At 48.8% G+C, this 26450-nt stretch carries 21 protein-coding genes, 1 tRNA gene and 1 pseudogene; 8 read left to right on the top strand and 15 right to left on the bottom strand.

The features are described 5' to 3' along the window. The first annotated feature begins 32 nt into the window (after positions 1-32). A complete protein-coding gene (locus tag HMPREF0980_RS07270; RefSeq protein ID WP_049728497.1) occupies positions 33-1181 on the top strand; it encodes a hypothetical protein in 1149 nt (382 codons plus the stop codon). Positions 1182-1185: 4 nt separating this feature from the next. On the opposite strand, the gene HMPREF0980_RS07265 is transcribed toward HMPREF0980_RS07270, so the two are convergent. From HMPREF0980_RS07265 to HMPREF0980_RS07220, 9 genes and pseudogenes are all read right to left on the bottom strand, one after another. Further along, on the bottom strand, positions 1186-1593 hold the full coding sequence (locus HMPREF0980_RS07265; protein WP_049728496.1) for a bacteriohemerythrin: 408 nt from the start codon (positions 1591-1593) through the stop codon (positions 1186-1188). 24 nt (positions 1594-1617) lie between these two features. Further along, positions 1618-2961, bottom strand: a complete 1344-nt coding sequence (locus HMPREF0980_RS07260) for an EAL domain-containing protein (protein ID WP_049728495.1) — start codon at positions 2959-2961, stop codon at positions 1618-1620. Further along, positions 2954-4281: pseudogene (locus HMPREF0980_RS19430) on the bottom strand (DUF342 domain-containing protein). The gene HMPREF0980_RS07260 and the pseudogene HMPREF0980_RS19430 overlap by 8 nt, the downstream one beginning before the upstream one ends. 341 nt (positions 4282-4622) lie before the next feature. Then, the gene (locus tag HMPREF0980_RS07245; RefSeq protein WP_049728492.1) at positions 4623-9140 is read right to left on the bottom strand and encodes an InlB B-repeat-containing protein; all 4518 of its coding nucleotides are present in this window, start codon (positions 9138-9140) and stop codon (positions 4623-4625) included. Positions 9141-9176: 36 nt separating this feature from the next. Further along, entirely contained in the window at positions 9177-10595 is a 1419-nt protein-coding gene (locus tag HMPREF0980_RS07240) for a methyl-accepting chemotaxis protein (RefSeq protein WP_049728491.1), read from the bottom strand. Between the two features lie 183 nt (positions 10596-10778). Beyond that, on the bottom strand, positions 10779-11576 hold the full coding sequence (locus HMPREF0980_RS07235; protein ID WP_049728490.1) for a TrmB family transcriptional regulator: 798 nt from the start codon (positions 11574-11576) through the stop codon (positions 10779-10781). A 15-nt stretch (positions 11577-11591) separates the two neighbouring features. Further along, positions 11592-12578 carry an ornithine cyclodeaminase family protein gene (locus HMPREF0980_RS07230; RefSeq protein WP_049728489.1) on the bottom strand — a complete coding sequence of 329 codons (987 nt, stop codon included), beginning with the start codon at positions 12576-12578 and terminating at the stop codon, positions 11592-11594. Between the two features lie 163 nt (positions 12579-12741). Then, positions 12742-13980 (bottom strand): sensor histidine kinase, encoded by a 1239-nt coding sequence (locus tag HMPREF0980_RS07225; protein ID WP_084002692.1) that lies wholly within the window; start codon positions 13978-13980, stop codon positions 12742-12744. After that, positions 13977-14657 carry a response regulator transcription factor gene (locus HMPREF0980_RS07220; RefSeq protein WP_049728487.1) on the bottom strand — a complete coding sequence of 227 codons (681 nt, stop codon included), beginning with the start codon at positions 14655-14657 and terminating at the stop codon, positions 13977-13979. Before HMPREF0980_RS07220 ends, HMPREF0980_RS07225 begins: the two co-directional genes overlap by 4 nt. 138 nt (positions 14658-14795) lie before the next feature. On the opposite strand from HMPREF0980_RS07220, the gene HMPREF0980_RS07215 reads away from it, so the two are divergent. Next, on the top strand, positions 14796-15329 hold the full coding sequence (locus tag HMPREF0980_RS07215) for a hypothetical protein (protein WP_049728486.1): 534 nt from the start codon (positions 14796-14798) through the stop codon (positions 15327-15329). 145 nt (positions 15330-15474) lie between these two features. On the opposite strand, the gene HMPREF0980_RS07210 is transcribed toward HMPREF0980_RS07215, so the two are convergent. Beyond that, positions 15475-15547, bottom strand: a tRNA-Lys gene (locus HMPREF0980_RS07210). 312 nt (positions 15548-15859) lie between these two features. Here HMPREF0980_RS07210 and HMPREF0980_RS07205 point away from each other — a divergent pair. Then, the gene (locus HMPREF0980_RS07205) at positions 15860-17623 is read left to right on the top strand and encodes a methyl-accepting chemotaxis protein (RefSeq protein WP_049728485.1); all 1764 of its coding nucleotides are present in this window, start codon (positions 15860-15862) and stop codon (positions 17621-17623) included. Between the two features lie 198 nt (positions 17624-17821). On the opposite strand, the gene HMPREF0980_RS07200 is transcribed toward HMPREF0980_RS07205, so the two are convergent. Next, the gene (locus HMPREF0980_RS07200; RefSeq protein WP_049728484.1) at positions 17822-19060 is read right to left on the bottom strand and encodes an MFS transporter; all 1239 of its coding nucleotides are present in this window, start codon (positions 19058-19060) and stop codon (positions 17822-17824) included. Positions 19061-19142: 82 nt separating this feature from the next. After that, positions 19143-19781 (bottom strand): TetR/AcrR family transcriptional regulator, encoded by a 639-nt coding sequence (locus tag HMPREF0980_RS07195; RefSeq protein ID WP_049728483.1) that lies wholly within the window; start codon positions 19779-19781, stop codon positions 19143-19145. A gap of 133 nt (positions 19782-19914) precedes the next feature. On the opposite strand from HMPREF0980_RS07195, the gene HMPREF0980_RS19910 reads away from it, so the two are divergent. The 4 genes from HMPREF0980_RS19910 (at position 19915) to proC (ending at position 23332) form a co-directional block, all read left to right on the top strand. Then, positions 19915-20424: a DUF6512 family protein gene (locus HMPREF0980_RS19910; protein ID WP_084002690.1), complete on the top strand. Its 510-nt coding sequence runs from the start codon at positions 19915-19917 to the stop codon at positions 20422-20424. A 95-nt stretch (positions 20425-20519) separates the two neighbouring features. Further along, positions 20520-21224: an L-2-amino-thiazoline-4-carboxylic acid hydrolase gene (locus tag HMPREF0980_RS07185; RefSeq protein WP_049728481.1), complete on the top strand. Its 705-nt coding sequence runs from the start codon at positions 20520-20522 to the stop codon at positions 21222-21224. Then, positions 21211-22473, top strand: a complete 1263-nt coding sequence (locus HMPREF0980_RS07180) for an amidohydrolase (protein ID WP_049728480.1) — start codon at positions 21211-21213, stop codon at positions 22471-22473. Before HMPREF0980_RS07185 ends, HMPREF0980_RS07180 begins: the two co-directional genes overlap by 14 nt. A 61-nt stretch (positions 22474-22534) precedes the next feature. Next, complete coding sequence (proC, locus tag HMPREF0980_RS07175; RefSeq protein ID WP_049728479.1) at positions 22535-23332, top strand: pyrroline-5-carboxylate reductase; 798 nt, start codon at positions 22535-22537, stop codon at positions 23330-23332. 120 nt (positions 23333-23452) lie between these two features. On the opposite strand, the gene HMPREF0980_RS07170 is transcribed toward proC, so the two are convergent. The 3 genes from HMPREF0980_RS07170 to trmB all read right to left on the bottom strand — a co-directional run bounded on the left by HMPREF0980_RS07170 (position 23453) and on the right by trmB (position 25957). Beyond that, the gene (locus HMPREF0980_RS07170; protein WP_242847358.1) at positions 23453-24676 is read right to left on the bottom strand and encodes a DUF1002 domain-containing protein; all 1224 of its coding nucleotides are present in this window, start codon (positions 24674-24676) and stop codon (positions 23453-23455) included. Positions 24677-24759: 83 nt separating this feature from the next. Continuing rightward, positions 24760-25083 carry a thioredoxin family protein gene (locus HMPREF0980_RS07165; RefSeq protein WP_049728478.1) on the bottom strand — a complete coding sequence of 108 codons (324 nt, stop codon included), beginning with the start codon at positions 25081-25083 and terminating at the stop codon, positions 24760-24762. A gap of 217 nt (positions 25084-25300) precedes the next feature. Continuing rightward, on the bottom strand, positions 25301-25957 hold the full coding sequence (gene trmB / locus HMPREF0980_RS07160; RefSeq protein WP_049728477.1) for a tRNA (guanosine(46)-N7)-methyltransferase TrmB: 657 nt from the start codon (positions 25955-25957) through the stop codon (positions 25301-25303). A gap of 178 nt (positions 25958-26135) precedes the next feature. Here trmB and HMPREF0980_RS07155 point away from each other — a divergent pair, with 178 nt between their 5' ends. Next, positions 26136-26447 (top strand): hypothetical protein, encoded by a 312-nt coding sequence (locus tag HMPREF0980_RS07155; RefSeq protein ID WP_049728476.1) that lies wholly within the window; start codon positions 26136-26138, stop codon positions 26445-26447. Positions 26448-26450: the final 3 nt, after the last annotated feature.

The raw sequence follows: 26450 nt of genomic DNA, 5'->3' as shown, positions 1-26450 counted from the left end.
ACACACAAGATAGATTCTTACAGGAGGTTCATATGGGTATCATCAATAGACTCCTGCCTTCTCCTGCCTCCCCTTCTCACGGGCCGGCAGCCGCAGGACAGAAGCACCATAACACACATGCCGATTCACGGCCCGTGTCCACACAACAGTCAGATCATACGGATTTATCCGCAGAGTGGACTTGCACAGATGATACAGATGTATTGGTCAGACAGATGCTGTCTGCTTTCCAGGAAAAATATCCGCATATTGATTTCTTTATCTCCGGAGAGCTTGACCGGGATGGTCTGAGCAAAGCAGCGGCAGCTCTCGGAGAAGGGAAGCACCTTGTAATTTCAGAAGCATTCCTTGAAAAGATGCAGGGCAGCCAAGAAGCATATGAGAAGGGGAAGTCGGTCCTCATACAGCTGCTTAGCCGTCTGTCCGGGTCTGATGGCGCCTGCCGGGCAGAGGGCTTCTATGTAGGGGGCAATGAAGCGCTTTACTGGTCTGCAAAGCCCTCTCCTTTACCAGAGGATGCCGTACAGTTGCCCCACGAAAAGGATAAAAGTCCGTTTCCGTGGAACAACACGAGTCAGAACAGCACAGCCTCATCCAGCCCCTTATATGGCAAGACCGGAAAAGTATCCCTGAAGGTTATCTCTCATTCTTATAACAATCTTGCCGGCGCCCGGACGAAGGGGCAGGTACAGACCGTCATGTCACGCGCCCGCCGTGATATTGCCAGCCTTCGTCTGTCTGCCTGCTTTGGAGACAGCCAGGAACGCATGAAGGCAAAGGCCGCCATATCATCCATGCAGAAGCTGCTCCAGAGAGGGGGGCGGAAGATCCGCCGTCTGAACGAGGCAGAGCTGGCGGCATTACGTCAGAAAAGGGCACAAAAGCGTCAGGAGCGGTCACGTGAGATGGCCCTTATGATTGAACGTAAAAAAATGGAGGCAAGACGCAGAGCGGCAGATGAATGCATCCGGAAAGAAGGCCGGCTTGAAGAACTCAACCAGTCTTTCCGCTTCCATCGATATAACAGGCACGGATACGGGGAAGAGCCCGGAACCGTCCCCTTCGTTCCGGAACTTTCTCTTTCCCAGGATGTCCCGATAGCACAAGATGCCGGTGCCGCAGCTCTGACAGCTACCGACATCAGCATCTCTTCCGTACCTGTAGATATTTCATTTGCGTAAGCCGCTATTTTCCCTCTACCGTTTGGATATGCGCGGCAATCTTCTTGTCTTCTGTCCTGATGTGTGAGATCAGGATTCCAATCAGCCTGTTTACTTCTGCCAGAGACGTGATATCTGCGTTTCTGGACAGAAGTTCTTTACCCGCATTGTCTATCTGCGCCATATAGCTCTGGTGGAACCTGTGGTGTGCATCATATCCGGGATATTTATACTTCTTCTGGAGGTTATCCTCGTCTCCGAAATGTTTTTTTACATAATCCATAAGGAACTTGACCGATGACTCTATCTGTGCCCTGCCTTTTCCCTGAGAGCATGCGTCCTGCAGCTTATTCACCATATCAAACAGCTGCCTGTGCTCTGAGTCGATCAATGTGTTACCTGTCTCCAAATCCTTTGTCACTTCGTATCTCATCTTATTTCTCCTTACATATACTATCTAAAATATTATCTTTTCAAATTCTTCGTCGCACATAGGTTTTGAATAGTAGAAACCTTGCGCACACTCACATCCATATTTCTCGAATTTGGCGATATCCTCTTTTGTCTCGGCACGTTCCGCTACTGCCCGTATGCCGAGATCCCGCAGCATCCGGAATACATTCCGCACGAAAATCTTTTCCCTCCGGTCTGCGTCTTCACCGGGAAAGAAAGACGGATTCACCTTAATCATATCTATAGGAACGTAGCGCAGGACATTGAGCGAGGAATATTCCGTAGCAGCAAATTTATCCATGGATATCTGGATGCCATAGTCTCTCAGCTCATTGATGGTATGTATGAGTTCCGAATCCAGTTCCGTTACGATGATACTCTCCTCTATCTCAAGTATGAGAAGCACCCCGGGTATATCATACCGCCTGACGATGTCCAGTACCTTTGGCAGAAAATCCTCCCTGTGAAGGTTCAGCTTGGATATATTGACCGTTATAGGGACTGTCACAAGCTCCGCCTCTATCCAGTTCTTGATTTTTTTGCACGCCTCTTCAAGCATATATAAATCCAGATTCAGTATGAGCCCCTGCTTTTCCAGTACCGACAAGAATTCATTTGGGGTGAGTATCCCTCTCTCCGGGTGGTTCCATCTGGTCAGAAGCTCTGCTCCCACAGGCGTGCTCGTCTTCAGCTCATAGATAAGCTGGTAATATGGTATGAACTCCCGGTTTTCCCATCCTCTTTTCACTTCCCTGCTCAAACTGTCCAGCAGCCTCCAGTTCGGATCACCTGCACCGTTATATACTTCCCCCCTCGTACTGTTTCCATTTCCAATCTGTTTCAGCTTCAGCAGCATGTTGTCGAGAATCAGCTTGATATCAGGTATATACGACTTGTCAAAATCCAGGAAATATACGATATATGTAAATGTATAATGGTTGCTGTATACGATATCCTCATCCCGGAAGTTTACCTCTTCCATCTTCTTGACTTGTTCTTGAAGCCCTTCCAGGAACGTATCCCTCTCGCCGTACGGAGTTATAACAGCAATCAGATCCATCTGCAGGGAGTAAGCCTTCCCGCCCATCCGTTCCGCGTATTCGACGATGAGCCCGCTTAAAATCTTTACAATCGTCTCTATCATTTCCATGCCGAAGATTGTATTCAGATGGTTGAACCGGTTCAGCTGGATAATCGCCAGAACCTCATTCGTTATCTCATCCGCATCAGCGTATTCTCTTTCCAGAAGATCACGGCTGCCAAGCAGCTGAGCACTTTGTGTTCTGCCCGGTTCATCTTTAGCCGGTTTCTGGCGGTCGGCCATTCCCGATTTGAAAAAATTAATCATTTCTATCTTTCCCTTCTGTTATGACATCTATATTCCCGCCTACGAGATATATCTTTGTCCGTCCAAAACGTTCATGGCGGTTGCGGAAAGGAGCGCTGTTCAGCTCTATGTATATGTTGGAATGAAGCACCTCCATCGCCCTGACCATCCGGTTCTGCCTGTTCCATTCCTGTATTTTCCGCAGCCGGTCCTGCCAGTCCTCTATGTGCTTATCCAGATATTTTATGAGATAGGAGACTCTCACCACCACGATTCTCCATGCCGCATCATCGATTCCCTCTCTCTGTTCCAGAATCTTGGACAGTTCATTGATCATGCTGCTTGCCTCCTTGACCTGTAACGTAAAGTTTTTCCGTTTCCGGTCTTCACCGACGGATGGAAACAGCCTGAGCGCAGTATATACGTTGGCCTCATTTCCAATCTCGTCTGCTTCTATCTTATTGCCGGCCCAATACTCCCCTCCGACTATCCTGCCTCTACTGCCAAATATGAACATACTCTCCCAGCATTCTACCTTGCTGTTCATAACCACATCTGCATATATATTTCCTTTTACGAGAACCTCCGCATTTTCCACAAACTCAGCTCTTATATCCTTGCCCGCCGAAAGCGATTCCCGTCCGGCCCCTTCATGCCATTTCTAAGGATTATGTTTCCGCCGGCCTCCAGACTTCCTTCTACAAGCCCGTCCACGATGATATCATCTGTCGCCGAGACCTTGAAGCCCGACTGTACATCTCCTTTCACGTAGACAGATCCGATAAAGTCTATGTTACCTGTTGTAGCGCCCACGTTTTCAAGCTGCAGGTATTTGCACACATGGATGACGCCGTCTTCATCTACAGGAAAGCCCTCACAGGAGGCGTAGATTCTTTTTTTATCGGCCGACAGAAGCGTATTCATGCCCGCCGATACATCTGCACCTTTCCCTTCGATACCAGGTATGATGCTGCCATCCAGCCCTCTGCCTTCTTTCCCCCGGGTTGGTGGGATAATCTCGCACAGCAGATCACCCTTGTTGACATTTTTGACATAGTCCAGCGATTTATAATCTGCTTTTCCATCTGCATCTATTTTAGGTGCCATGCTGAAGTCCTTATTGAAATGATAGACGACTTTTCCGTCCTCTCCTGCCTCAGGACGTTCTCCCTGTGCAATCCTGAAGCGCTTTTCGTATATAGGGCGCTCGACAAGTCGGCGGATATATGACTCTTTCACACCGTATGTGACCCCTTTTTTTATGAGCATTTTCCAGATATCGTTTTCCGTGAGCCTTTTCTCTCCCGGACCGGGCCGATGCAGAATCAATTTGAGTTCCATACCGTCATCCGTTTCCACGAAGCTGCCTCTCCCGTCTTCCCTGTCATTAGCGCTGCCCATGCCGTAGAAAAGGGCCCTGATATTGGCCTGCTCTTTTTTCTTCTCCTTGCGTATCTCTTCCCATTGCGAACCACGTTCCAGCATCTTCTGCAGATATACCTTCCATCCCTCACGCAGCAGTCCGTCAAATGTAATCCCGCTCAGATACGGGTCTTCCAGCTGCGACCGGATAAATTCCTTGTCCGGCCGCATTCCAAAATAATTTCTTTTCTTCAAATATAGTTCTAATTCTCTGTATGTTACTTTTCCATCGTTCACCGTGCATACCTTCACTTTTTAAACTATTTAAAACGCTTCTTCAGCAGCCATATGATGGCGGCGGCAGACAGGAAGATACCTGTGACCGCATAGGTCAGGGGTGCCTTGTCTCCTGTGAGGATCTTTTTCAGTCCTTCTACCGCATCTGTCAGCGCCTGGGTTGCGGAATCAATGGGATTGCCCCCGGAACCAGAGGTTCCTGAGCCTCCACCCGAACCCGCTCCTCCTTCTGTCTGCTGCTCTTTGGCCACGGCTGCGGCTTCCGTCCACTGTGCTGTCAACGTCATATCCCCTGCAACCGTATCCTGCGAGAAGTTCCAGTTTCCGGCAGCGCCATCCGCACTTTTCCATCCGGTCAGCGTATAGCCTTCTCTTACAGGCGCCGCAGGTTCTGCGATGAGCGAACCATAAGGAATCTTCTGGGCCGCCGGCGTACTTAAGCCTCCTGCCGCATCAAACGTAACCGTGTACATATTGGGATTCCATCTGGCGTAGATGGTCGTGTTACCGTCTACAAAATCTTCTTCGAAGTCCCAGGAAGTCTTATATTCCGCATCCTTATACCATCCGCCGAACGTACAGCCCTCATGCTCCGGGGCTTCCGGCATCTCCAGAAGGCTGCCCCATGCAAGTTCTTTGTCCTCGATCTCCGTTCCGCCGTATGTCTCGAAATGTACGTTATATAACGTGTCCGACCAGTACGCATAGAGGTCGGTATCTCCGGACACCTTGTCTCTTTTGAATACCCATTGCTTTTCTTTCTGCCAGCCAGGTTCTGTGAACCAGCTGCTCAGTGTCTTGTGGGGAACCGTCTTATCCGGCTTCGTGATATAATCTCCTGCCTGGTACACGTCCGTATAAGTGATGACCTCTTCTTCCTGGCTGTCTTTGTCCGCCCGGTAATGCAGCCGTACAGAGAACTTCTCCAGCTCCCACGCCGCATAGATTGTCATATCCCGGTCCACATAGTCACTCTCGGGAGCAAACGTTTCTGTCAGCCCCGGATCCTTGTACCAGCCTGTAAGTTCATACCCGGTCCGCACTGTCTTAAGCGCATCCTTATCTACAAAGGTGCCGTATGGCACCTGCACCGGATTCAGTGCGGTTCCGCCGTTTGTCTCAAATGATAGTGTGTACACATCTGGAATCCATCCGGCATATAAGTTCATGTCACCGGTCACGGTATCCGTGTCGAACTTCCACGGCTTTTTCTCTTCCGCATCTAAATCAGGATACCAGTCATCAAATTCATAATGTTCCCTTACCGGGTCATTTGCCGGCCTTGCAACTTTTTCTCCGAAGTGGACTCCTTCTGCCGGCGGGATGTTGTTGACCTCATCTCCATCATATGTGACGAAGTTCACCGTATATTCATCCCATGTCCAATATGCATACAGATCCATCTGCTCATCTGCGGGTTCTGCCCTCATTCCGGCAAAGTCCCATAAGCTTTCCTCCGCATAGTCAGACTGCATATACCAGCCATTAAGCGTGTACCCGTCACGGTGCTTCGTCTCGTCCAGGCTCTGAAGCATGTCCCTGTCAAGAAAGTCCCCGTACCGGATATCCTCTATCGGACTTACTGTCACCTCTTCATCCGGATGCACCGCATGTTCCGGCTCGTATCTGACATGAAGCGAGACATCGATGATACTGCCTTCCCAACCCGCATATAATACCGTGCTGCCTGTTATCGTGTCCGTATCAAAGTCCCACAGCTGCGTGTGTTCTTCATCCTTGAACCAGCCGAGGAAACTATAGTGCTCCCGTGCCGGCTCCGCAGGCTCGGGTATCTTGTCGCCATAATGAAGTCCTGCCACGTCCGGCGGAGGATTCTCGTCGCCGGCATATGTATGGAATTGCACCGTATACTCATCCCACTGCCATTGTGCATATAATGTGAAAGGACCTTCTACCAGGTTGGCCCCTGCCTCGCCCGAGAATTTCCAATAGGTTCCGCTGCCGTCCTCTTCCGTGTTCCATCCAAGGAACGTATGGCCCGGCCATGCGTCATCCGTCTCCGGATATGCAGGCGCCTGTACCGTACGGTTGTATACGACAGACTGCTTCTTATCACCCTCCGGCAGCTCTGGTGCATCTGCCGGTGTCACGAAATCTACATCATAGACTTCCGCTTCCCACTGTGCACGGAGCGTCACGTCCTCTGTCAGCGGCTTGTCCAGCTCCCACGTCTGTCCTGCAGTTGTGCGCCAGCCGGTTATCTTGTGCCCCTTTTTGGTGAATTCCCGATCCAGTCCGCCGATACCGTACTGTGTCTCCAGGCTGCTGCCGTAAGGCACCGATTTAGGAATCTCCTCCTGAGGCAGCGCTTCCCTGTCCCCTGGATTCAATATCGCGTAACACGTCTTCTGCTTCCATTTTACATACAGGTCAAAGTTCCCGTCCGGGTCGATGAGCTCTTCGCTGAAATCCCATCTCTTTGTAAGCCTTTCATCTGTATACCACCCTTCTACTTCGTACTCTGTAGTCAGGCTGCCCATCCGTTTCGGCTTCGCAGCCGAAGGCTCATCTATCGTATTGCCAAATCCGACAGACCGTGTCGTCGGAGTGACCGATTCGCCCGCATCCGTATCCACATGGAACGTCACGGTAGTATTCTCCGCTCCCCATCCCGCATAGAGCGTCAGCTTTGCCCCTTTGGCCGTATCGGAATCAAAGTCCCACGCCTCGGTACATGCTTTGTCCTTATACCAGTCTGTAAACCGGTAGCCGGTCCTCGTTGGCTTGTCATCCGGCCTGCTTACGAGCCATGTCGCCGGTACAGTCGTCTGTCTCGGCCATCCTGTCACTTCTTCACCTGCCACATTCGGGTCAAAGGTGACCGTGCAGTCCTGGAGCCATACTGCGGTCAGAACCGTTGTCGCTTTCATAAGCTTCGTCCCTCCGGTTCCGAACTCCCACCGCTTTCCGTCTTCTCCTACCCAGTACACGAGCGTATAGCCCGGGTTATAGTCGCTGCCCGGCATCCAGCCGGCTTTCTCTATCGTATCCTCGTAATCATACCCATCTTTGGTAGCTACAGTCCGGTTTCCGGAACGGTAGATGACGGTACATGAATCCGGCTTCCATGTTGCATACAGCGTCAGGTTATCCTTGACCACCTCATCCCTGTCAAAATTCCACTTGTCGGCATCTGCCGTAGAATCCTGTATCCGGTACCAGTCAAGCAGGGTATGGGCATTGCGTTCTACGTCTGCGTCTGTCGGGGCACCTGTTATCGTCTTCCCATATCCTATCTTTTTACTGCCGTCAAATATAAGCTTATCATTCTCTGTCTCGTGGAACGTACCGCCGTTTGCCTGGAATATTACCGTATATTTCACTTCCTGGTCTATCAGATTGCCAAGAGAAGCAAACGTATTGCCCGCACCTGTCAGGTTATAGCTGTGCCGTGCCGGTGTACTCTTATCGACGAGCAGATGGGAATTCTGCACATTGCCGTCCGTTCCCGGGAAGTATGAGACATATTCTCCGCCGTCCGCGGTCGTGGACACGGCAAAGGAACGATACCCTGCAGGCAGGGCCATCGGGTACTGTTCGGTCCTGTCGTTCTTGTTCTCTGCCTGTATCTTTGTAGACGCACTTGTAGATATCGGCGTCTCAAGCGTCCCCTGAAGTATCTTGTTGGAGATGGAAGAAACCTTGACATTACATGCCGCTTCTTGATCGCTGTACACATGCAGACGGGCACCGCCCTCCACCTTGAGCGTGCCTCCCTGTGAATTATCTATACCGCTGATACCGTCTGCCCCGGCGCCTCCGCTTACGTTCATCACACCGGTTCCATTGATATTCAGTGTTGCGCCCGGTTCCAGCGTAATCCCCGGCATGAACTGACTTCCGGTCACTTCCGTGTCATCCGCACCGAGGACAAGTGTAACCGATGCCCCTGCTTCTATATATATCCCGCCTTTTTTTGCTCCGCCGGGCAGCATGTTTATCTGCATGCCCTGCACCTGTATCGTCGGGGAAGCTCCGCTTTCTACATGAATGTTATACTCTCCGGTAGATCCGGTCACGATGTACTGCTGATCCCCCTGAGTCCCCGTCGCCACAACCGCATCAAGCTTATCTATCTGTTTATAGTCCCCGTTTTCGGACAGCGTGATATCCCCTTCTGCTATGTTGAATGCTTCCGGGGTCGCTGCAACAGTTGAAACGCTGCCTCTTTCCTTTAGCATCACCCTGCGTATATCCGTCCGGCCCGCAGCCGCATCCTTTAACTGCCGGAAAGCGGACGTATCTGCCGGAACCAGTTCTATGCTCTCCAGTCCGGCCACAGCCTCGCCATCCTTCTCTGCGTTATCCGATTCTTCGGCCGCATCCCTGCCCGTCTCTTCCTGTTCCCCCGTCTCTGCCTCCTGGGAATCTTTTTTCTCTTCATCGGTCTGGGTCGCATTTTCATCCACATGGATTCCAACTGCCAGCACCTCCTGCGCCCGGACAGTAAATCCTAATGCGGCAATGACTGCTGTAATCATCAATAATTTTAATATCCTGAAGCTTGTGTTTTTCCTCATATCTTCCACCTTCACCGCATTCGGGCAGCTGCTTGCTTAATCCGCCTCAAATACACTTTCTCCTCGCCGTTCATAGTCCTCGGACATCCTCACCATAGTCTCAAATTTCTCTATCAGCATAGATGATATTGACACCGCTCTCTGATAAATAGAATCCAGCATATGTTCTTTGCCGTTCTTTATTGCCATGACAGCCTCGTCCCCTAATTCATGCAGTTCCTGGTGCGGCTTCTCTACACTCCCCCATATCTTAAGTATGTCTGATTTCTGCGGAGTGATTGTGTAGTAGAAATGCCCGAACCCGCATTTTCTGGGGTTGGCTTGTAGCGGTACGATCTCTTTCGTGTCCGCTATGCCCTTAAGTGTTGCGACCCATGTCCTGTGGGCGGATATTGCAGACTTCATAGAGTCTATGAAGATACGGTTATCCAGCCGATAGAAGGTATCCTTATTCAGCCTGCCGATAATCTCCGTGCTCGTCTCCATCTTCTCTTCCAGCGTCTGTATCGGCCTGATGACCTTTTCCAGAAGCGCATGGTTCAAGTCTTCAAGATTCTGGGTCATCTTCAGAAGGCTGTCCGTCTCTCTTCCGAGATGCTCCATGTTCTGGCTCGTCTCATTGATAGAGCTGCTGATTTCCTCGCTCGTGGCGGCAACCTTGGCTATGTTATCGACAATCAGGCTGATCTCTCTCCCGCTTTCCTCATTGCGCTCCACCACTTCGGATACATCCTGCTCTACCTTGTCCAGCGAATCTACAGTCGTGTTGACGCTTTTGACGCTCCTTGCCGATGCAACGGTTATATTTTCCAGCGATTTTTCCATATCCTTTATCATCACGTTCGTCGCCTCATAGAGCTTATGTATCTCCCCTGCGACGACGCCGAAGCCTTTGCCTGCCTCCCCCGCTCTCGCAGCCTCCACGGACGCATTCAGAGACAGGAGGTTTATCTGGTTCGAGATGCTGTTGATGCTTCCGACCGCACGTTTCACGTCATCAATCTTGCGCTGCAGCTCGGCCATGTCTTTCTTCATCGTCTTTGATTCCGCGGAAACGACAGAACACATCTCCTGCATCCCTGACAGCGCGTCCTTATTTTCATTCAGGCTTCCAAGCACATGCGCCGAATTGTCGGAGACTTCAGCCAGCGTATTTGACAGGTTCTCGTGTTCTGCCATTATCATAGCCGTATGGTTTGACGTGGAAGATAAATCCGCCTGGATATTGGCTCCGACAGAGCCTATCTTTTTCCCGTAATTTATAATCCTGTCACTTTTATCTCCAAGTTCCAGATTCAGGCTGCTCATCTGAAGCGATGCATGCAGGTTGATATCCGCGATTGTCCGGAACTGTTTTCTTCCCTCTATTATCCTGGCAATAATCTTATGCATTTTATCCGAGCGTGTCCTGGACATCTCCAGCATGTCCAATGCTTTTTCTTCGTTTCTTCCCATAACCGTTCCTCCTATTGTAAGTATAAGCCTTCTTATTATATATATATCGGCACAAAAGCAGTATAAATTAACGGTTCTACCTGAATTTGTTCGTGTTTATGCATAATATGGTGGCGCTTTGAACGCAAAAAAAACAGGCACGCGTGCCTGCTGCACACTGTGCCTGTTCTCATATTTATACTATCAGAATATATTGCGTATTCCTTTCAGGTCGTCCCCATATTCCTGCTGCATAAGGTCTGTAAATTTGTCCGCGCTCTTATAGAAGTACATGTCATGTCTGACACACTCTGCGGCAAGGGATATCATAGGCCGGCTCTCTGTCCAGATTACCTCGGCAATCGTGTCGCTTATAATCTGTCCAAACACTACTTCTCTCCTGTCCGACACGAGCGTAATCCAGCGTCCTCCCATCTCCTCTTTTTTCTCTTGCCCCATTCCGTGCCTGCAATACTTTTTAAGAGGAATCTCCTCCTCTTCTTTTGCTCCAAATATGACAGCGCCGAGCCTCAGCCCCTTTTCTTCCAGCTTCTGGACATCTTCCAGGATGCAGGGGAGGTCCTCTGTCCATATCTGCAGAAGCAGCTCTTCCTTCGTCTTTCTTATAATATCTCTGCATTTGGCGAATACGTTGCCGTTCGTCCTGATGTGCCAGATATAATCCAGATTCGTCTTCTGGGGAAAGATGCTGAGCCGCTCTTTCAAACCAGACAGGACATTCTTTGTCTCGTCTTCAACCCGTTCCGCCACCTCTGGCATCGGAACAGCTGCATATTTATTGTTGCTTTCATATTCTGTGTAAAGTATGAAGCCTTTCTGTATGAGCGATTCCAGTATATTGTATATCTTGGAACGTGGTACCCCCGCCAGCTTTCCTGCCTCATAACCCGACAGGCTGCCGTTCTGCAGGAGCGTAAGATAGACTTTGGCCTCTGCGTCGGTCAGCCCGATCTTATTGAGCATTATGATTTCATTATCCATGGGGAGTCCTCTCTTTTAGTTCCAGTTCGTGCCGACGCCGGCTGCCACTGCCTTCTCATAGATTTCCTTTGCCGCGACAAGGTCCTGTGTCGCAACGCCTACCGTCTCAAACACGATAATCTCATCATCATTTTCGCGTCCCGTCACTTTACCCTTGATCACATCGCCAAGGTCTCCGGTAAAGTCATCTTTCGTAATGATACCTTCTTCAAGCGGGATAAGGATGTCGCCTGACTCGGATAGTACAGCCTCTTCAGAATCAAAATATATCTTGGAGGCACGGGTAAGGATACGGGGATCCATCTCCTGCATATGGTGCTGATAAGCGCCCACGCAGCTTACAGTGGCACCGGCCTTCACTTTTGTGGCGTCAAACACCGGCTTGGAAGACGGTGTAACTGTAATCAGAAGGTCTGCCCCCTCAACCGCCTCATCAGAAGACCTGACTGCCACAATCTTCGTACCATAGGCCTCAAGCTCTTCCTGCATACGGGCTGCGAAGTCCTGCGTCCGTTCATAATTCATGTCATACACTCTTACTTCATCAAGCTTACGGGCCGCCATCATGGCCTCAAGCTGTGTCGCCGCCTGTCCCCCTGTTCCAATCAGGGCTCCGATTCTGGCATCCTTCCTCGCCAGCACGTCAAACGCCGCGCCGGAAGCGGCGCCTGTCCGCAGCTGTGTTACATATGTACCATCCAGCACTGCCGTCACGATTCCTGTACTGCCGTCAATGAGCAGTACCTGTGCCGGTGATGATGGTATTCCATTGTCTATATTGTGCGGGAATATATTGATGATTTTCAGCGATGCCGTGTCCATCTCTTCAACGTAGGCTGGCATAAATAAGAAGCAGCCGTCATGTTTAGGTGCCTGGATGTTTGTGCGCAGCGGTGCATCACACTTCCCCTCTACGACGAGCTGGAACGCCTTTTTGTCTGCTTCAATGGCGTCCTTGATAGTAAATACTTTTTTGATATCCTCTCTGGATAATAACAGCATATGGTACCTCCTTTTTTACGAAAAGTTTAATTTTACTTTTAGTAACTCCTTTTGGGGTATATTATAATGCGTCTCCCGGCACATTGTCAATACATTCACATGAATTCCTCATAAATTTACTTCTCCCATAGCGTCCAGCACGGCTGTCTTTCCTGTATTGCTCTTACCGACAAGGATAAGATACCGGCAGCCAGAATGTAAATCTCGTCCCTCCATCCAGCCTGCTCTCTGCCTCAATCCTTCCGCGATGGACCTTCACGATCCATTGTACCATTGGGAGCCCCAGACCAAAGCCCCTGCGTCCGTCTTTTGTCCGCCCGGCATCTGCCTGGTAGAACCGTTCCCATATATGCGGCAGGTCTTCCCTCTTTATACCGCACCCGTCGTCCTCCACGCAGCCTTTTACATAGTTCCCTTCACAGGCGAGCGATACCCGCATGGTTCCGCCTTTTTTCCCATAACGTATCCCATTCTCCAGCAGATTTATAAATAGGCGTATGAGCATTTCTTCACTGCCCAGCACTTTCAGGCCCGGGCTGATGTCTGTCTCAATCCTCATATCCTCAGCTTCCGCCTTTTCTCCCATCTCTTCTGCCGTCATCTGTGCCAGGACACTCATATCTACTTCCTTCATCTGAATCTTCTGTGCGCCGGCCTCCCCCCGTGACAGCACGAGGAGCTGCTCTATCAGATCCGACATCCTGCCCGCCTGCTTAAGGATGACCGACAGGCTCTCCTGCATTTCTGCTTTGGATGTCTCTGGCATCAGGGCGAATTCGCTCTCTGATGTAATGACTGACACCGGCGTCCGCAGTTCATGGGATACGTCTGCCGTAAAGACCCGTTCCCTTTCCAGCGCCTCCTCTACCGGCCTCAGCGTCCTGCCTGTAATGATATAACCACCCGCAATGGCAAGAACTGCCAGCACTGGGGTGACTATCAGCACAAGCGTCAGCAGCACCTGTCCCATCATTGACAGGTCGCCTGCGGATGCCACTGCCCGGAACCAGATAATCTGCCCTTCCGTGCGGTAGGCTTCGTCATAAGTGATCCATTCTTTATCTCCTGATGAGACGCTCTGCACTTCACCACTTTTCAATACCGTGTCATCCGGAAAATGTACAGGCACATTGCCTTCTATCAGCTTGCCCTCCTCATCGTAAATGCTGAAGCTCACGCCGTCATCATAATATTCCGTGTCGTCTTCCGTCTCGTAGCCGTCGGCATGTATGTCAATCTCCTCCATAAATTCATGCAGGCTTTCCTTTAAGTTCCCCTCCGCTCTGTTCCACGACACTTTTTCGGCCGTAAATATGAGAGCGGTCAGCGGACCTACCATGAGCAGGAGTATAATCAAAGCATACCATAGTGTTATCTTTCTCCTCACCGAGTTTCGTTTCATACTTTTTCCCTCAATACATATCCCTTCCCGCGCACGGTTTGAATCAGCTTCTCTTCCTGTCCTTCATCTATTTTTCTTCTGAGATATCTGATATATACATCTATCATATTGGAACCGCCGATATAATCATAATTCCATACATGTGCCTCGATGGCTTCTCTCGTAAGGACACATCCCTTGTTACGCATAAGATACTCCAGAATCTGAAATTCTCTTGCGGACAGCTCAATCTCCACATCCCCTCTGTGCACCTGGTGCGTCTTGATATCCATTGTTAGATTTCCCGCGTGCAATGCGTTATCCAATTCGCCGGACTGACTGTTCCTGCGTATCATCACCCGTATTCTGGCCAAAAGCTCTTCAAATCCAAATGGCTTCACAAGATAGTCATCGGCACCCAGGTCAAGACCGCGCACCCTGTCCTCCATCGCATCTCTGGCTGTGAGGAACAAGACCGGCGTACGGTTCCCCTCCCTGCGCATCGTCTTCAGCACTTCTGTCCCGGGCATGCCTGGAAGCATGATGTCCAGGATAACGGCATCATAGTCCGTCTGCCTTATATACTCCAGCGCCTCGGTACCGTCGCCTACGCCGTCTGTACTGTAATGTTCTTTTTCAAGCCTTTTTCGGATTACGTTCAGAAGATTTCGTTCATCTTCTACTACAAGTATTCGCATATTACCTCACCTCTTGGTCTTATTATAGTATAAAAAGATGAAACTCTCATTAAAATATATTTAAACTTATATTTTAATGTTGTTTTAATTTTTATGCTATATGATAAGCGTATCAGAAAGAAAGGAAGGTATTCATATATGAAAAGCAAACGAATAATAGCCGCGGCAGTATTAACTCTTGTATTGGCCTCCTCCGTATTGACAGGGTGTTCCGATGAACGCGAGGACAGGCTGGAGGATAAAGTAGATAAGCTGGAGCAGCAGGTAACTGACCTGGAAAGCAAGAAAGACGGCACCGGTTCTGAGAACGGCAGTACAGACAGCAGCGCTTCAGGAACATCTGCCCAGGGACAGGACGGCTCCTCTTCTGCCGGAAGCACTGATTACGAAACACTCAAAGCTGCCGCCGAAGCTGCCGCCGATAAGGTCAATTCGGCCTCTCCGTCCGGTACGGCCGCAGAACAGCGGGAACAGTTCTATACACTGAAGAATGAGCTGGACGACATCGACCATCAGCTGGATCTCTATGATGACAATCTGGAAAATGAGTACCGCAGCGGTTCCCTTGACGCTTCTTCGTACAGGCAGCAGGAACGAGATATCGATGCCCTTGAGGATATCCTTGATACTGCCGAAGACAGGCTGGAAGTGTTATTTGGAATTGATGACTGATTCGCGGACAGGACATCTACACAATGGCATATCTCTATATTATCGTAAGAGCCGGACTTTTCAGTCCGGCTCTTACACGTTTGTATACGCGCAAAAAAATCACCGTCCCCGGAGTAGCATAATGCTCCAAAAACAGTGATTAAACTGCGCGATCAGGGGTTCGAACCCTGGACACCCTGATTAAGAGTCAGGTGCTCTGCCAGCTGAGCTAATCGCGCATTTCCCTATGATGCCACTGGTGGGCTTGTCACCTGTGACGCAAGGATAATTATATAATATCAGTTATCGGATTGCAAGCATTTTTTACAAATTTCTTTCACGTTTTAGTAAAATCAGCGGAAAACATAGCAAAACGCGAAAAAGTCTACTTGCTATTTTTTCCAACATTTGCTATAATGTTCCATATTAAAGTTGGTTGTGATAAAGGTTGCATGAAATTATATATCCAATGCAAGCTCTTTAAAACTACAAAAGAAAAACAGGTAGTGAAGCTGGCACTACTTTATAATACTCAAGGAGGAAATTAAAAAATGATTAAAAACATGAACATTAGGACGAGGATGCTGCTGTCCTACGCCGTTATTATTGTACTCTGTCTTGTTGCCAGTGTAACAGCGCTTTTTATGATGAACAAAATCAGCAAAAATCTTAAAAGCTTCTATGACAACAATTACACGGTAACCGTCAACATATGGACGGCCAAACGCGAGATGCAGTTCGCCCGGGCGGATATTTTGGAAGCGATTCTGGAGACGAATGAGAATGACACGCAGGTGGCAATCACCAGCGCTTCTGATGCACTAGAAAAGATGCATGAAACGTACCCGGTCATTCGTAAACGCTTCAAAGGTGACATGTCTCTGGTGGATGAGGTAGAGTCCATATTGGAACAGGTTATCGTGTATAGGGATCAGGTTTTCGAACTGGCTTTGGCGGGCCACAATGATGAAGCCTTCGAAATGATGAAAAGCGACTATGCCCCTCTGCTGAATGAGATGTCCGACGCGTTGGACAAAATAGGGACACAGGCTCAAAACAACGCAAAAGCAATTGTGAATCAGGGCCAGCAGTTTCAAAGGTCCTCTATGTTTGTAGTTATAGCGATTGTTGGTTTCAGTATAGCACTTGCAGTTATTCTGGGATTATACATATCCAACGGAATCCGCAAGCCGGTAGAAGAGCTTAAGGAAGCAGCCGAAAAGCTCGCATCAGGCAATCTGGACGTGTCTATCGACTATGCTTCTAAAGATGAGCTTGGTATCCTGTCTGACAGTATGCGCTCTTTGGTTCACACATTCCGGGGAATTATCGATGATATGAGTTACGGCCTTGCAAGTTTAGGTAATGGCGACTTTACCGTCGAATCCAGAGCTAAGGAACTCTATGTTGGTAATTTCCAACAGTTGTTAAACTCTATGTACCAGATTATTGAAAAGCTCAGTCAGGCCATGGGGCAGATTAATCAGGCCTCTGATCAGGTTTCAGCTGGCAGCGACCAGGTTTCAGCCAGCGCACAGTCACTTTCTCAAGGGGCAACCGAACAGGCAAGCTCGGTAGAGGAACTGGCAGCCACAATAAACGAAATTTCTTCTCAAGTCAGAGAAAATGCCGAAAATGCCCAAAATGGCAGTGAGCTGGCGGAAGCCGCTGGTTCCAGGATAGAGGAAAGCAACTGTCAGATGCAGGAAATGATTACCGCTATGGGAGAGATAAGCGACAGATCCGGTAAAATCGGCAAGATAATTAAAACGATTGAAGACATTGCATTCCAGACTAACATCCTGGCACTAAATGCCGCGGTGGAAGCCGCCCGTGCAGGTGAGGCTGGAAAAGGGTTTGCCGTTGTTGCAGATGAGGTGCGCAACCTCGCCAGCAAATCCGCAGAGGCCTCCAAGAATACGGCAGCTCTGATAGCAGGAGCTATCCAGGCTGTGAATCACGGAACCAAATTAGCGGATGAAACTGCGAATACGCTTGCGGAAGTTGTTGAAAGTGCAAAACAGGTTGTCACCGTGGTTGATAATATTTCTCATGCGTCCAGCGAGCAAGCGGCGTCCATTTCCCAGGTCACACAGGGTATCGACCAAATATCTAGTGTGGTACAGACAAATTCCGCAACCGCAGAAGAGAGTGCCGCCGCCAGCGAAGAGCTTTCTGGACAGGCACAGATGCTGAAAGACCTTGTGAGACAATTCAAACTGCCTATCATGGAGACTATAGATGAAGCTTGCCAAACAGTACAGATATCATCACCGGAGTCCATCCCTTCGTTGATTGGTGACGGAAAGTATTAGGTATGGGAAGAAGTAAAAGCGGTCATTGGTATTCCGCTAGGAATTTATTATCGCCACCTTAGTGAGCGAAGATGAGATATCGGCAACAAGTTGTTGTCATACTTATCTAAGCTCCTGGTAAATCACTCAAATAGATAAATGCAAAAGCCGTTATCCAGTGATTGGACAACGGCTTTTGCATTTATCACATCAAAGACATTAACAATTGATAGATATTCTTATTCCGGAGAACACGCGTCTCGCCGCTATGACAGTTCCGGCTGTCACAAGCAGGGCTGCACCGATGACTATATAAGGCATCTGCCCAAGCTTATCGAACAGCACCCCATACATAGCCTGCCCAACCGGCTGTGCGCACATGGACACTGCCATCGCCATGGAGATGACTTTTCCGACGAGATGTACCGGAGTGACCTCCTGTACATAGGCCAGCATCTGGACAGAGAACATCGTTGCTATCATCATTATGACGCCATAGCTGAGCGTCATGACAATATAGGATGCCATTGCCGGTACCGGAAACGCAAGTATGGCTCCCATCGGAAACAACGCGAATGACGTCCAAAGCAGAAGCTTCCATGCTTTCTGTATCTTTAGCTTACCCGCCAGTATGCCTGTCAGCACGCCTCCGATAAGCCCTCCCGCTGCGCCGAACCCCTGGGCATAACCATAGAGCTGGCTGGAAAGGCCAAGATAAATCTTTATGATGACAGGTACACCGACGATGATGAGTGATGTCAGAAACAGGTTGAAAAATGCGATTAGGATAACTACTTTTTTGATGACGGGCTGTTCCTCCTGGATATAACTGACGCTGCTGCTCATATCCAGCTTTACGGTTGCCCACATGCTGTTTTCCGCTTTTTGTTTCACGTCCGGTATCTGGATAAATATTTCCATGACGGCAGATAGGAAGAAGCAGACGCAGCCCGCGGCCACGACAGGAGTGAGGCCCCACACGCCGTAGACGATTCCGCCGGCCACCGGGCCGAGCAGCCCGGACAGCGCATTGATCTGATTGATGATTGCGTTGGCTGTCATTAGGTTTTCCTTCTCTTGCAGAAGCGGCATACTTGCCTGTACAGACGGCTGATACACTGCCTGTATACCGGATAATATTATCATGACGGCAGTGACGAGCACGACCGGTGAGTACACGTGGACACCAAGCAGAAACAGAACTGTCAGCAGCGCGGTTGCAAAATCCAGGGCCACCATGATATTTTTCTTGTTAATCCTGTCTGCCAGCAGTCCGCCTACCGGCGAGAGCAGGGCCATCGGAATGAAAGAGCACGCCATAGCCGCGCCAAACACAGCGGAAGACCCCGTCGCGTCGAGCAGGTACAGGGGCAGTGCAAATCGCAATATACTGTTTCCAAATAATGATATGATCTGTCCAATCACCACAAGTACAAAATTTCTGTTCATCAATTTCATGTTTCATTCTCCTTTTCATACATTCGTTTGGTATGTAAATGGCTAAAATATATGCGGCCTGAAGATATCAGACCGCTTTTTATCAGTCCAGCACTTTTCGCATATCCAGAATCGCTTCCCTTACATCATCATCCACAATCGTAAGTCCGGTACCGTTCAGGACCTGCTCTATACAACCGAGCTTACGTTCAAATCTTTCTATATCTGCCTCAAATACAAGCGGGTTGATCCAGATATTCGCCAGCAGCATCAGAACCTCCGCTGTTTCGGTCGGATATTCCACTTTCAGTGAACCGTCCTTATTTCCTTCTTCAATATATGAAGCTATGATAGGTGCGAACTCAGTTACAGATTCCCGTACTTCCATAGCCAGGAACTTGGGATTCTGCATGATAGTAGGCGCTGACTTCATGAGCTTCCTCTGATCCCCATTCTTAACGCTGTAAAGTATAATCTGCTTAATCTTCTCGCGGCCAGTCATGTTATCGGCACTGTCAAACATCGTGCGGAAGTCTACGCCTTCATGCACCTTGTTCCCGACAGCCTGGATGATATCTTCCTTTGATTTAAAATGATGATAGATTGCTCCTTTGCTCAAGTCGCCGAGCTCATCTACGATGTCCTGGATTGTTGTATTTTCATAACCTTTTTCCAAAAATAATTTCATAGACGCATCCAATATACGCTGGACAGTCATTTCAGGATATTTGTTTCTTGCCATTTTACTTTCCTCATCTGCAAACATTCATACATTCGTTTGGTATGTATATATTATCACTGCGCTATTTGTTTGTCAAATACTTTTCATATTTTCTCTTTCCCTTCATATATTAATATAAGGAGGACAAGTTATCATGAAAAAATTATATAACAAAGCAGATCTTCCATACATCATCGCTGTGGCCGTACTTGGATGCCTGAACCATTTCCTGTATGAGTGGACAGGTGAAAGCGCAGCCACTGCTCTTTTTTGTCCTGTCAATGAATCTGTATGGGAACATCTGAAACTGTTGTTTTTCCCGTATCTTTTCGTGGCTGCCTTTATCTACTGCCACGAACGCAGGACGTCCCTCTCCCGATATTTCTGTTCGCGTTTGCTCGCTGTCCTGTTTGGAATGTCTTCTATAATAGTAGTTTTTTACACATACACGGGTATTATCGGGCGGAGTTTTGTAGTTCTCGATATACTTATATTCTTCCTCAGTGTCCTGCTTACTTTCCGTGCAGCACCTGTGTTCTATCGGTGCCCTGTCTGCAAGAATGCCAGTTCTCTCATATTTGTGGGCTGGATTTTTGCTGTTGTATGTTTCTTTTTCTTCACATGCCAACCGCCTAATCTGCCGCTGTTCTTTTCTCCGGTATAAATAATCATAAAATATAGTTTCCATATACTTTTCTTGGTTGTATAATATTATTGATGATTTTACTTTAATGCGTTACAAGGAAGGGGTATAGGATTATGGCAAAAGAGTCTGTAAAATGCAAAATAGAACATCACGCGGTGCTTTTTGCATATCTTGCAAAACACGCGATAGAGCTGTGCAAAGAAGATGGGAAAGAAGCTGTGCTTAACGGGATGACTACCTACGGCCGCGAGCGCGGGGCAAGGATGGCTGCCAGAGCGCTGGCCCACGGTGACGACTTGACGACGATGGCGAGCCAGGCTTATGGAGAATGGAAGCCTGACTTCGACGGACAGATGGAATTCGGGCAGCTGCGTACCGAACCTACGCTTAAGACTTACATTTCCCGCTGTGCCTGGTGCGATGCCTGGAAAAAGCACGGGCTTCTCGACTATGGGAAATACTACTGTGTCAATGTAGATAATGCAGTTTACCAGGGGTTCCGCCAGGACTTTGTCTGTACACCGACTGCAACTGCTCTTAGCTGGGGCGGCGAGCGTTGTGAATTTGACTGGGGACACCCTCTGACAGCAGATGAAGCCAGTCAGCTTGTGGATAAGAAGAAGGAACTTGGCACGTCTTGTATGAAAGACTTCAATTTCCACACTGCCCATCTGCTTCACACGGTCGGCAATATGCTGAAAGAAACGCTTGGTGCTCAGGGAGAGAAAGCTGTTGAGCTTGCCCTGGATGACTATGTACATACGTTTGGGCAGGAATACCTCGACGTATTAGAAGGAGTGGACGATGAACAGTTCTGACAACATTATAGCGGAATGGCTCTCTGACCATGAGGCATCCATAACAGCGACGGCGGATTATATATTCCAGCATCCGGAAACTGCATATGAAGAGACGCTGTCTTCCCGGTGTCTGGCAGATTTTCTGGAAGCAGGTGGATTCCAGATTGCCTGGAGGACAGCAGGAATTGATACTGCTTTTACTGCGTCCTGGGGTAAGGGAAAGCCGGCCATAGGTTTTCTTGCAGAATATGACGCCTTGGCTGAGATAGGGCATGCATGCGGGCATCATCTGCTTGGCACGGCTGTAGCTGCTGCTGCCTGTGCGCTGAAGGCACATATGGAGGCATCCGGAATGGGTGGTACCCTCCATGTGTTCGGCTGCCCGGCAGAAGAAATCATGTCCGGCAAGATAATCATGAACAGCCAGGGCGTGTTCGATGGACTGGACACTGCTGTCACGTGGCATCCATTTGACCGCAACAGGGTAAGCAATGATATCTGGCAGTCGCAGGATATCAAGAATTATATCTTCCGCGGTATCAGCGCCCATGCATCCCGCTCACCGGAGGAAGGAAGAAGTGCACTTGACGCCGCTGAGCTCATGAACGTAGGTGTCAATTACCTGCGGGAACATGTGCCTCAGGATGTGCGTATGCACTATGCCTACAAAGATAACGGCCTTCCGGCCAACGTCGTTCCCGACTATGCAAAGACAAATTACTTCATCCGTTCAAGCAGGCGTTCCCGTACCGAAGACGCGAGCAGGCGCGTGGACGACTGCGCCAGGGGTGCCGCCTTGATGACCGGAACCGAGTTAGAAATCGAGCTCGTTGGAAGCTGCAAAGAGATGAAAGTCAACCGCGTGCTGGCAGAGATATATTATGATGCGATGACCCGCGTTCCGGTTCCCGAATACACCGAGGATGAAATCCGCTTCGCGGCTCAGATTAGTGATGAAGCCGGCCTTCATAACGACGGCATATATTTCCGGGGACTGGAGCCACTTGAACAAGAACCGGTACCCATCTCCATCGGCACCGATGTCTCCGAAGTCAGCCACACGGTCCCGACCATCACATTGAGCGCTGCTGCCATGTGCAGGGGCACCCCCCTCCACCACTGGGCTGCCGCCAGGCAGGCAGGTATGAGTATCGGCCGAAAAGGAATGCTCTACGCCGCCCGATGTATGGCCGAAGGCACAAAACAATTACTTCAGAAACCAGAAAATTTACAAAACGCCTGGAAGTTTCATTTGGGTACAGGGTAAATCTCAATTTGGGACGTAACCATCTTTAATTTTCTTACGTCCCCAACGAAAGGAGATAAACATGATTACTAAGAAAATCGGTATTATCGGCTGTGGCAACATGGGCGGTGCTATTCTCTATGGCGCCCTTAAAAGCGGTGTTCTTCCAAAGGAGAATGCCTATGTATACGATCTCAATCCCGAGATGATGAAAAAAGCCCGCAGCTGGGGAGTAAATCTTGTAAAAAATGATGAGGAAGTATGTAAAAACAGCGATATTGTCCTTCTTGCAGTGAAGCCTCAGAACGCCTCTGAGGCGCTTGCACAGTGTAAAGATGCACTGGATGGCAAGGCCATGATGTCTATCGTTGCGGGTGTGACAGTGGAGCGTCTGAGCGCAATGATATGCGGCACCACACGCATTCTTCGCATAATGCCAAACACTCCTGCCATGGTCTTTGAAGGGGCTTTTGCCCTATGCTCAGACAATGACTTCTTAGAGGAGGAACTTCTGGAAGCACAGCAAATCTATAACTCTATCGGAGTCGTAGAGCTTGTGCCCGAGCATCTGATTGATGCTGTGTGCGGCTTGAGCGGCGGCGGACCGGCCTATATCGCCATGTTCATCGAAGCTATGGCCGACGGTGGTGTCAAGCAAGGACTTCCAAGAGCAACAGCCTATCGGCTGGCGGCCCAGACGTGTCTCGGCACAGCAAAAATGATTTTGGACATGGATATTCATCCCGGCCAGTTAAAAGACATGGTGACCTCACCCGGAGGCACTACGATTGAAGGATGTGAAGCTTTGGAAAAAGGCGGCATGAGAGCTGCCGTTATAGAATGCATCAATGCCGGCAGCGAAAAATCACGAAGACTATAATAACATCTAATAAGAATACTCATTCGGGTACAGGGCAATGTTCAATTTGGTACAGGGCAAAATGCAATTGGGGACGTAACCATTTTCAATTTGGTTACGTCCCCAATTAACACGTTTATTCTATTCTGATGTTCCGTCCTGCTGCCCTTCGTTTCCCTGGGTGCCCTGGCCGTCCTGGTTCTCCTGTGTATCTGAACCGCTGCCGGTACCATCATCCTGTGGAGAATCCGTCCCGTCTTCGGGCGCCTCATCGCCGGCATCCGGTGAACTGTCAGAAGAATCCGGCGCATCCGCGTCGTCGGAAGTGCCGCCCTTGTCGGAATTGTCTGACGCGTCCTCATCATCTCCACCGAAGAGGTTCTTAAAGAAATTGACAATCTTATCCCAGAAGCTTTCACCGTCACCGGAGTCTTTCGACTTCAGAGCGTCAATCGTACTGTCGATAACAGCATTGTCGCCCAGAATACTGTCATTCGTATTATTTATAATGCCGCCGTCACTGTCCCCGCCTGTGAAGAAAGACTTGATAGAATTCCACAGGTTGGAGAAGAAACCTTCGCTTTTGCCTTCCAGATTCTCAAGCGTATTCTTCAGAGCTTTCACATCATAATCATACTGCGATATGCTCTTCATAAGTGATACGATCTTAGCCTTCTGATCCTCATTCAGAGATACGTTCTGGCTGTCCGCCGCGTCATTCACTGCACCTTCAATCTCGTCTTCATCCTTCAGCCCGTCTTCTATGACTTCCTGCTTCACCTCGTTCATCAGATCCGCCGCTTCCTGCTGGCCGATAGACTCCGCAAGCTCTCCTGTCGTGACCAGCTCTTCCGTCGCTGTAGCCTTCTGGTCCTCACTCAGCTCTTCACCACTGGCTTTCTCATATGCCATCATGATTCCCGTAAGCGCGCCTGTTCCGGACACTTCAATCGGAGAGCCCGCCACCACGTTGCAGTTTTCAACGCCTGAGGTCAGCAGTGTACTTGCAATCATAGAGCTCGTGACAAATGTAAGGTTAGCCACCTTCACCTGGATTCCGCCGCTGCTGGTCGGCTCTACATAAGAACAGCTGTATGTCCGCGTTCCAATCTGCGCTTCTGAAGCGATTCCTTCCATATATTTTCTTTCATCTGCATTCGTAACCTCAATCGTATCAACTTTATCTGCAGATGTGCCGAAGTAATCGTACATGGATTTCTTCTGTTCCTCTGTAAGGTTCGCTCCAAGCGTCACCACCTTAGAACTGTCTGCCATCGCTGTGAACGGTACGCTCACAAAAGCCAGCACAGCTGCCATCATAACCGGTATTACCTTTTTAAACTTTTTCATCATAGTCTGGTGCAACCACCATACCCCCTTTTCATCAATTATTAGTAAGCTCCCACATAATATATCATATTCCCGGACATTTGCAAAGAAACAGCCCCTTAACTATTTCTGAATATTTTCTGTATCCTATCGTAGAATACGTCCTCATCAATGATTCCCCGCATTGTCCCTACTATCCTGCCGTCCTTAAAACATATGAACGTCGGCACGATTTCCGTGTCATACTCCACCGCCAAAAGCTCCGACTCTTCTATCTCAACCTCACAGAACTTTATTTTTCTTCTATATTTCTTCTCCGCATCCTCCGCAATCGGCTTCATCATAGCGCATTTACCGCACCAGACCGCATAAAACATAACGACCACCGGAAGACTTTCGTGCTTTACTTCCGAATCAAAATTATTTGCTGTTAAATGTAGCATAAGTTTCAACCTTTCTCAAGCCATCTTTATGTCAGCACTTGGGATTCAATATTCTGCATACCTCATCCAGTGATTTTTTAATACAGGCAAGTTTCTCATTTAAGTTCCTTTTGCGATAAGTGATTTCACATAGTTTATGTTTCAATCCTTTCTTTCCACGTCCCACATGCTCACATCCTGACCATTATTCTTCTTTATATTATATGCAGCTACCGCCCTATGCTTTCCTGGCGGCCTTCAACTTGCAGATAGTGTTTCCTCCCGCAGAGAACTTCTCTTCGTATTCCGTCATGACATTTCCGCGGTTCTTATGCTCATCGCTGTGCAGGTCTAGAGTATATTCGCTCAGCTCCCACCTGCCGGATTCCCTGACTTCTTCTAAAGAAAAGTCAAACAGCTCCCGGTTGTCCGTCTTAAATTCAAGTACCGCGTCATCCGCCGCAATCTTATCATATCTGCACAGATATTCCTTTGATGTAAGCCTTCTTCTTGCATGCCTCGCCTTCGGCCACGGATCTGAAAAGTTCAAGTATATACCCGAGATTTCCCCCTCTGCAAATACGTCAGTTATGTCTGCGGCATCCATACAGATGAACCGGATATTATGGGCAGGCCCTTCCTCAGACTCCATATATTTTTCAACCGCCCGCAGGAGCACACTTGAGTACCGTTCAATCCCGATATAATTCCTTTCCGGATGCCGCTCTGCCATCGCCAGCAGAAACCTGCCTTTTCCCATCCCGATTTCAATGTATATAGGGTTCTCATTACCAAACACGTCATTCCAGCTTCCCCTGTAGAGAGCAGGCTCACCTATCACTTCCCTGCATCCTTTCAGCACGCTTTCCGCACGCGGTATATTTCTCAATCGCATATATCTGCCTCCTCCTTTTCTGCTTCTATTTAGTCTATCTATTTCCTATAAAAAAGTCAATTAGTGTTAATTTTTCAATTTGTTTATTTTTACTATGGTAATTTAGAAAAATAAGTGTATTATTAACATATAATACAAATTATACTTATCAGACAGTAAGTAGAAACGGAGGCGTAGTATGGACTCTATTGTGGAGAAATTATCAGACATTGAGACGACTGCTGAAGCAATCGTAGACCATGCAGAGGCTCAGAAATTCAACATTGAGCAGCAGATACAGGCCCGGCGTGACAAGTTTGATGAAGACCTGGAAGCTGACACGCAGAAGAAGCTGGAGCGCATCCGCGCGGAGGCCACCGATAAAGTTGACCGGATACTGGAGGCGCAGCGGCAGAAGAACAAGGCTACGATTGAAGCATTAGAGAAAGAATATGAGGAAAACCATACTTCGTATGCACAGGAAATCCTAAAACGTATAACTGAGGTGTAGAAC

Origin of the sequence: Dorea sp. D27, assembly GCF_001185345.1 — a bacterium.
Classification (GTDB): Bacteria; Bacillota; Clostridia; order Lachnospirales; family Lachnospiraceae; genus Extibacter.
Note: the sequence above shows the minus strand (reverse complement) of the source record. Positions and strands in the feature narration are given on the sequence as shown.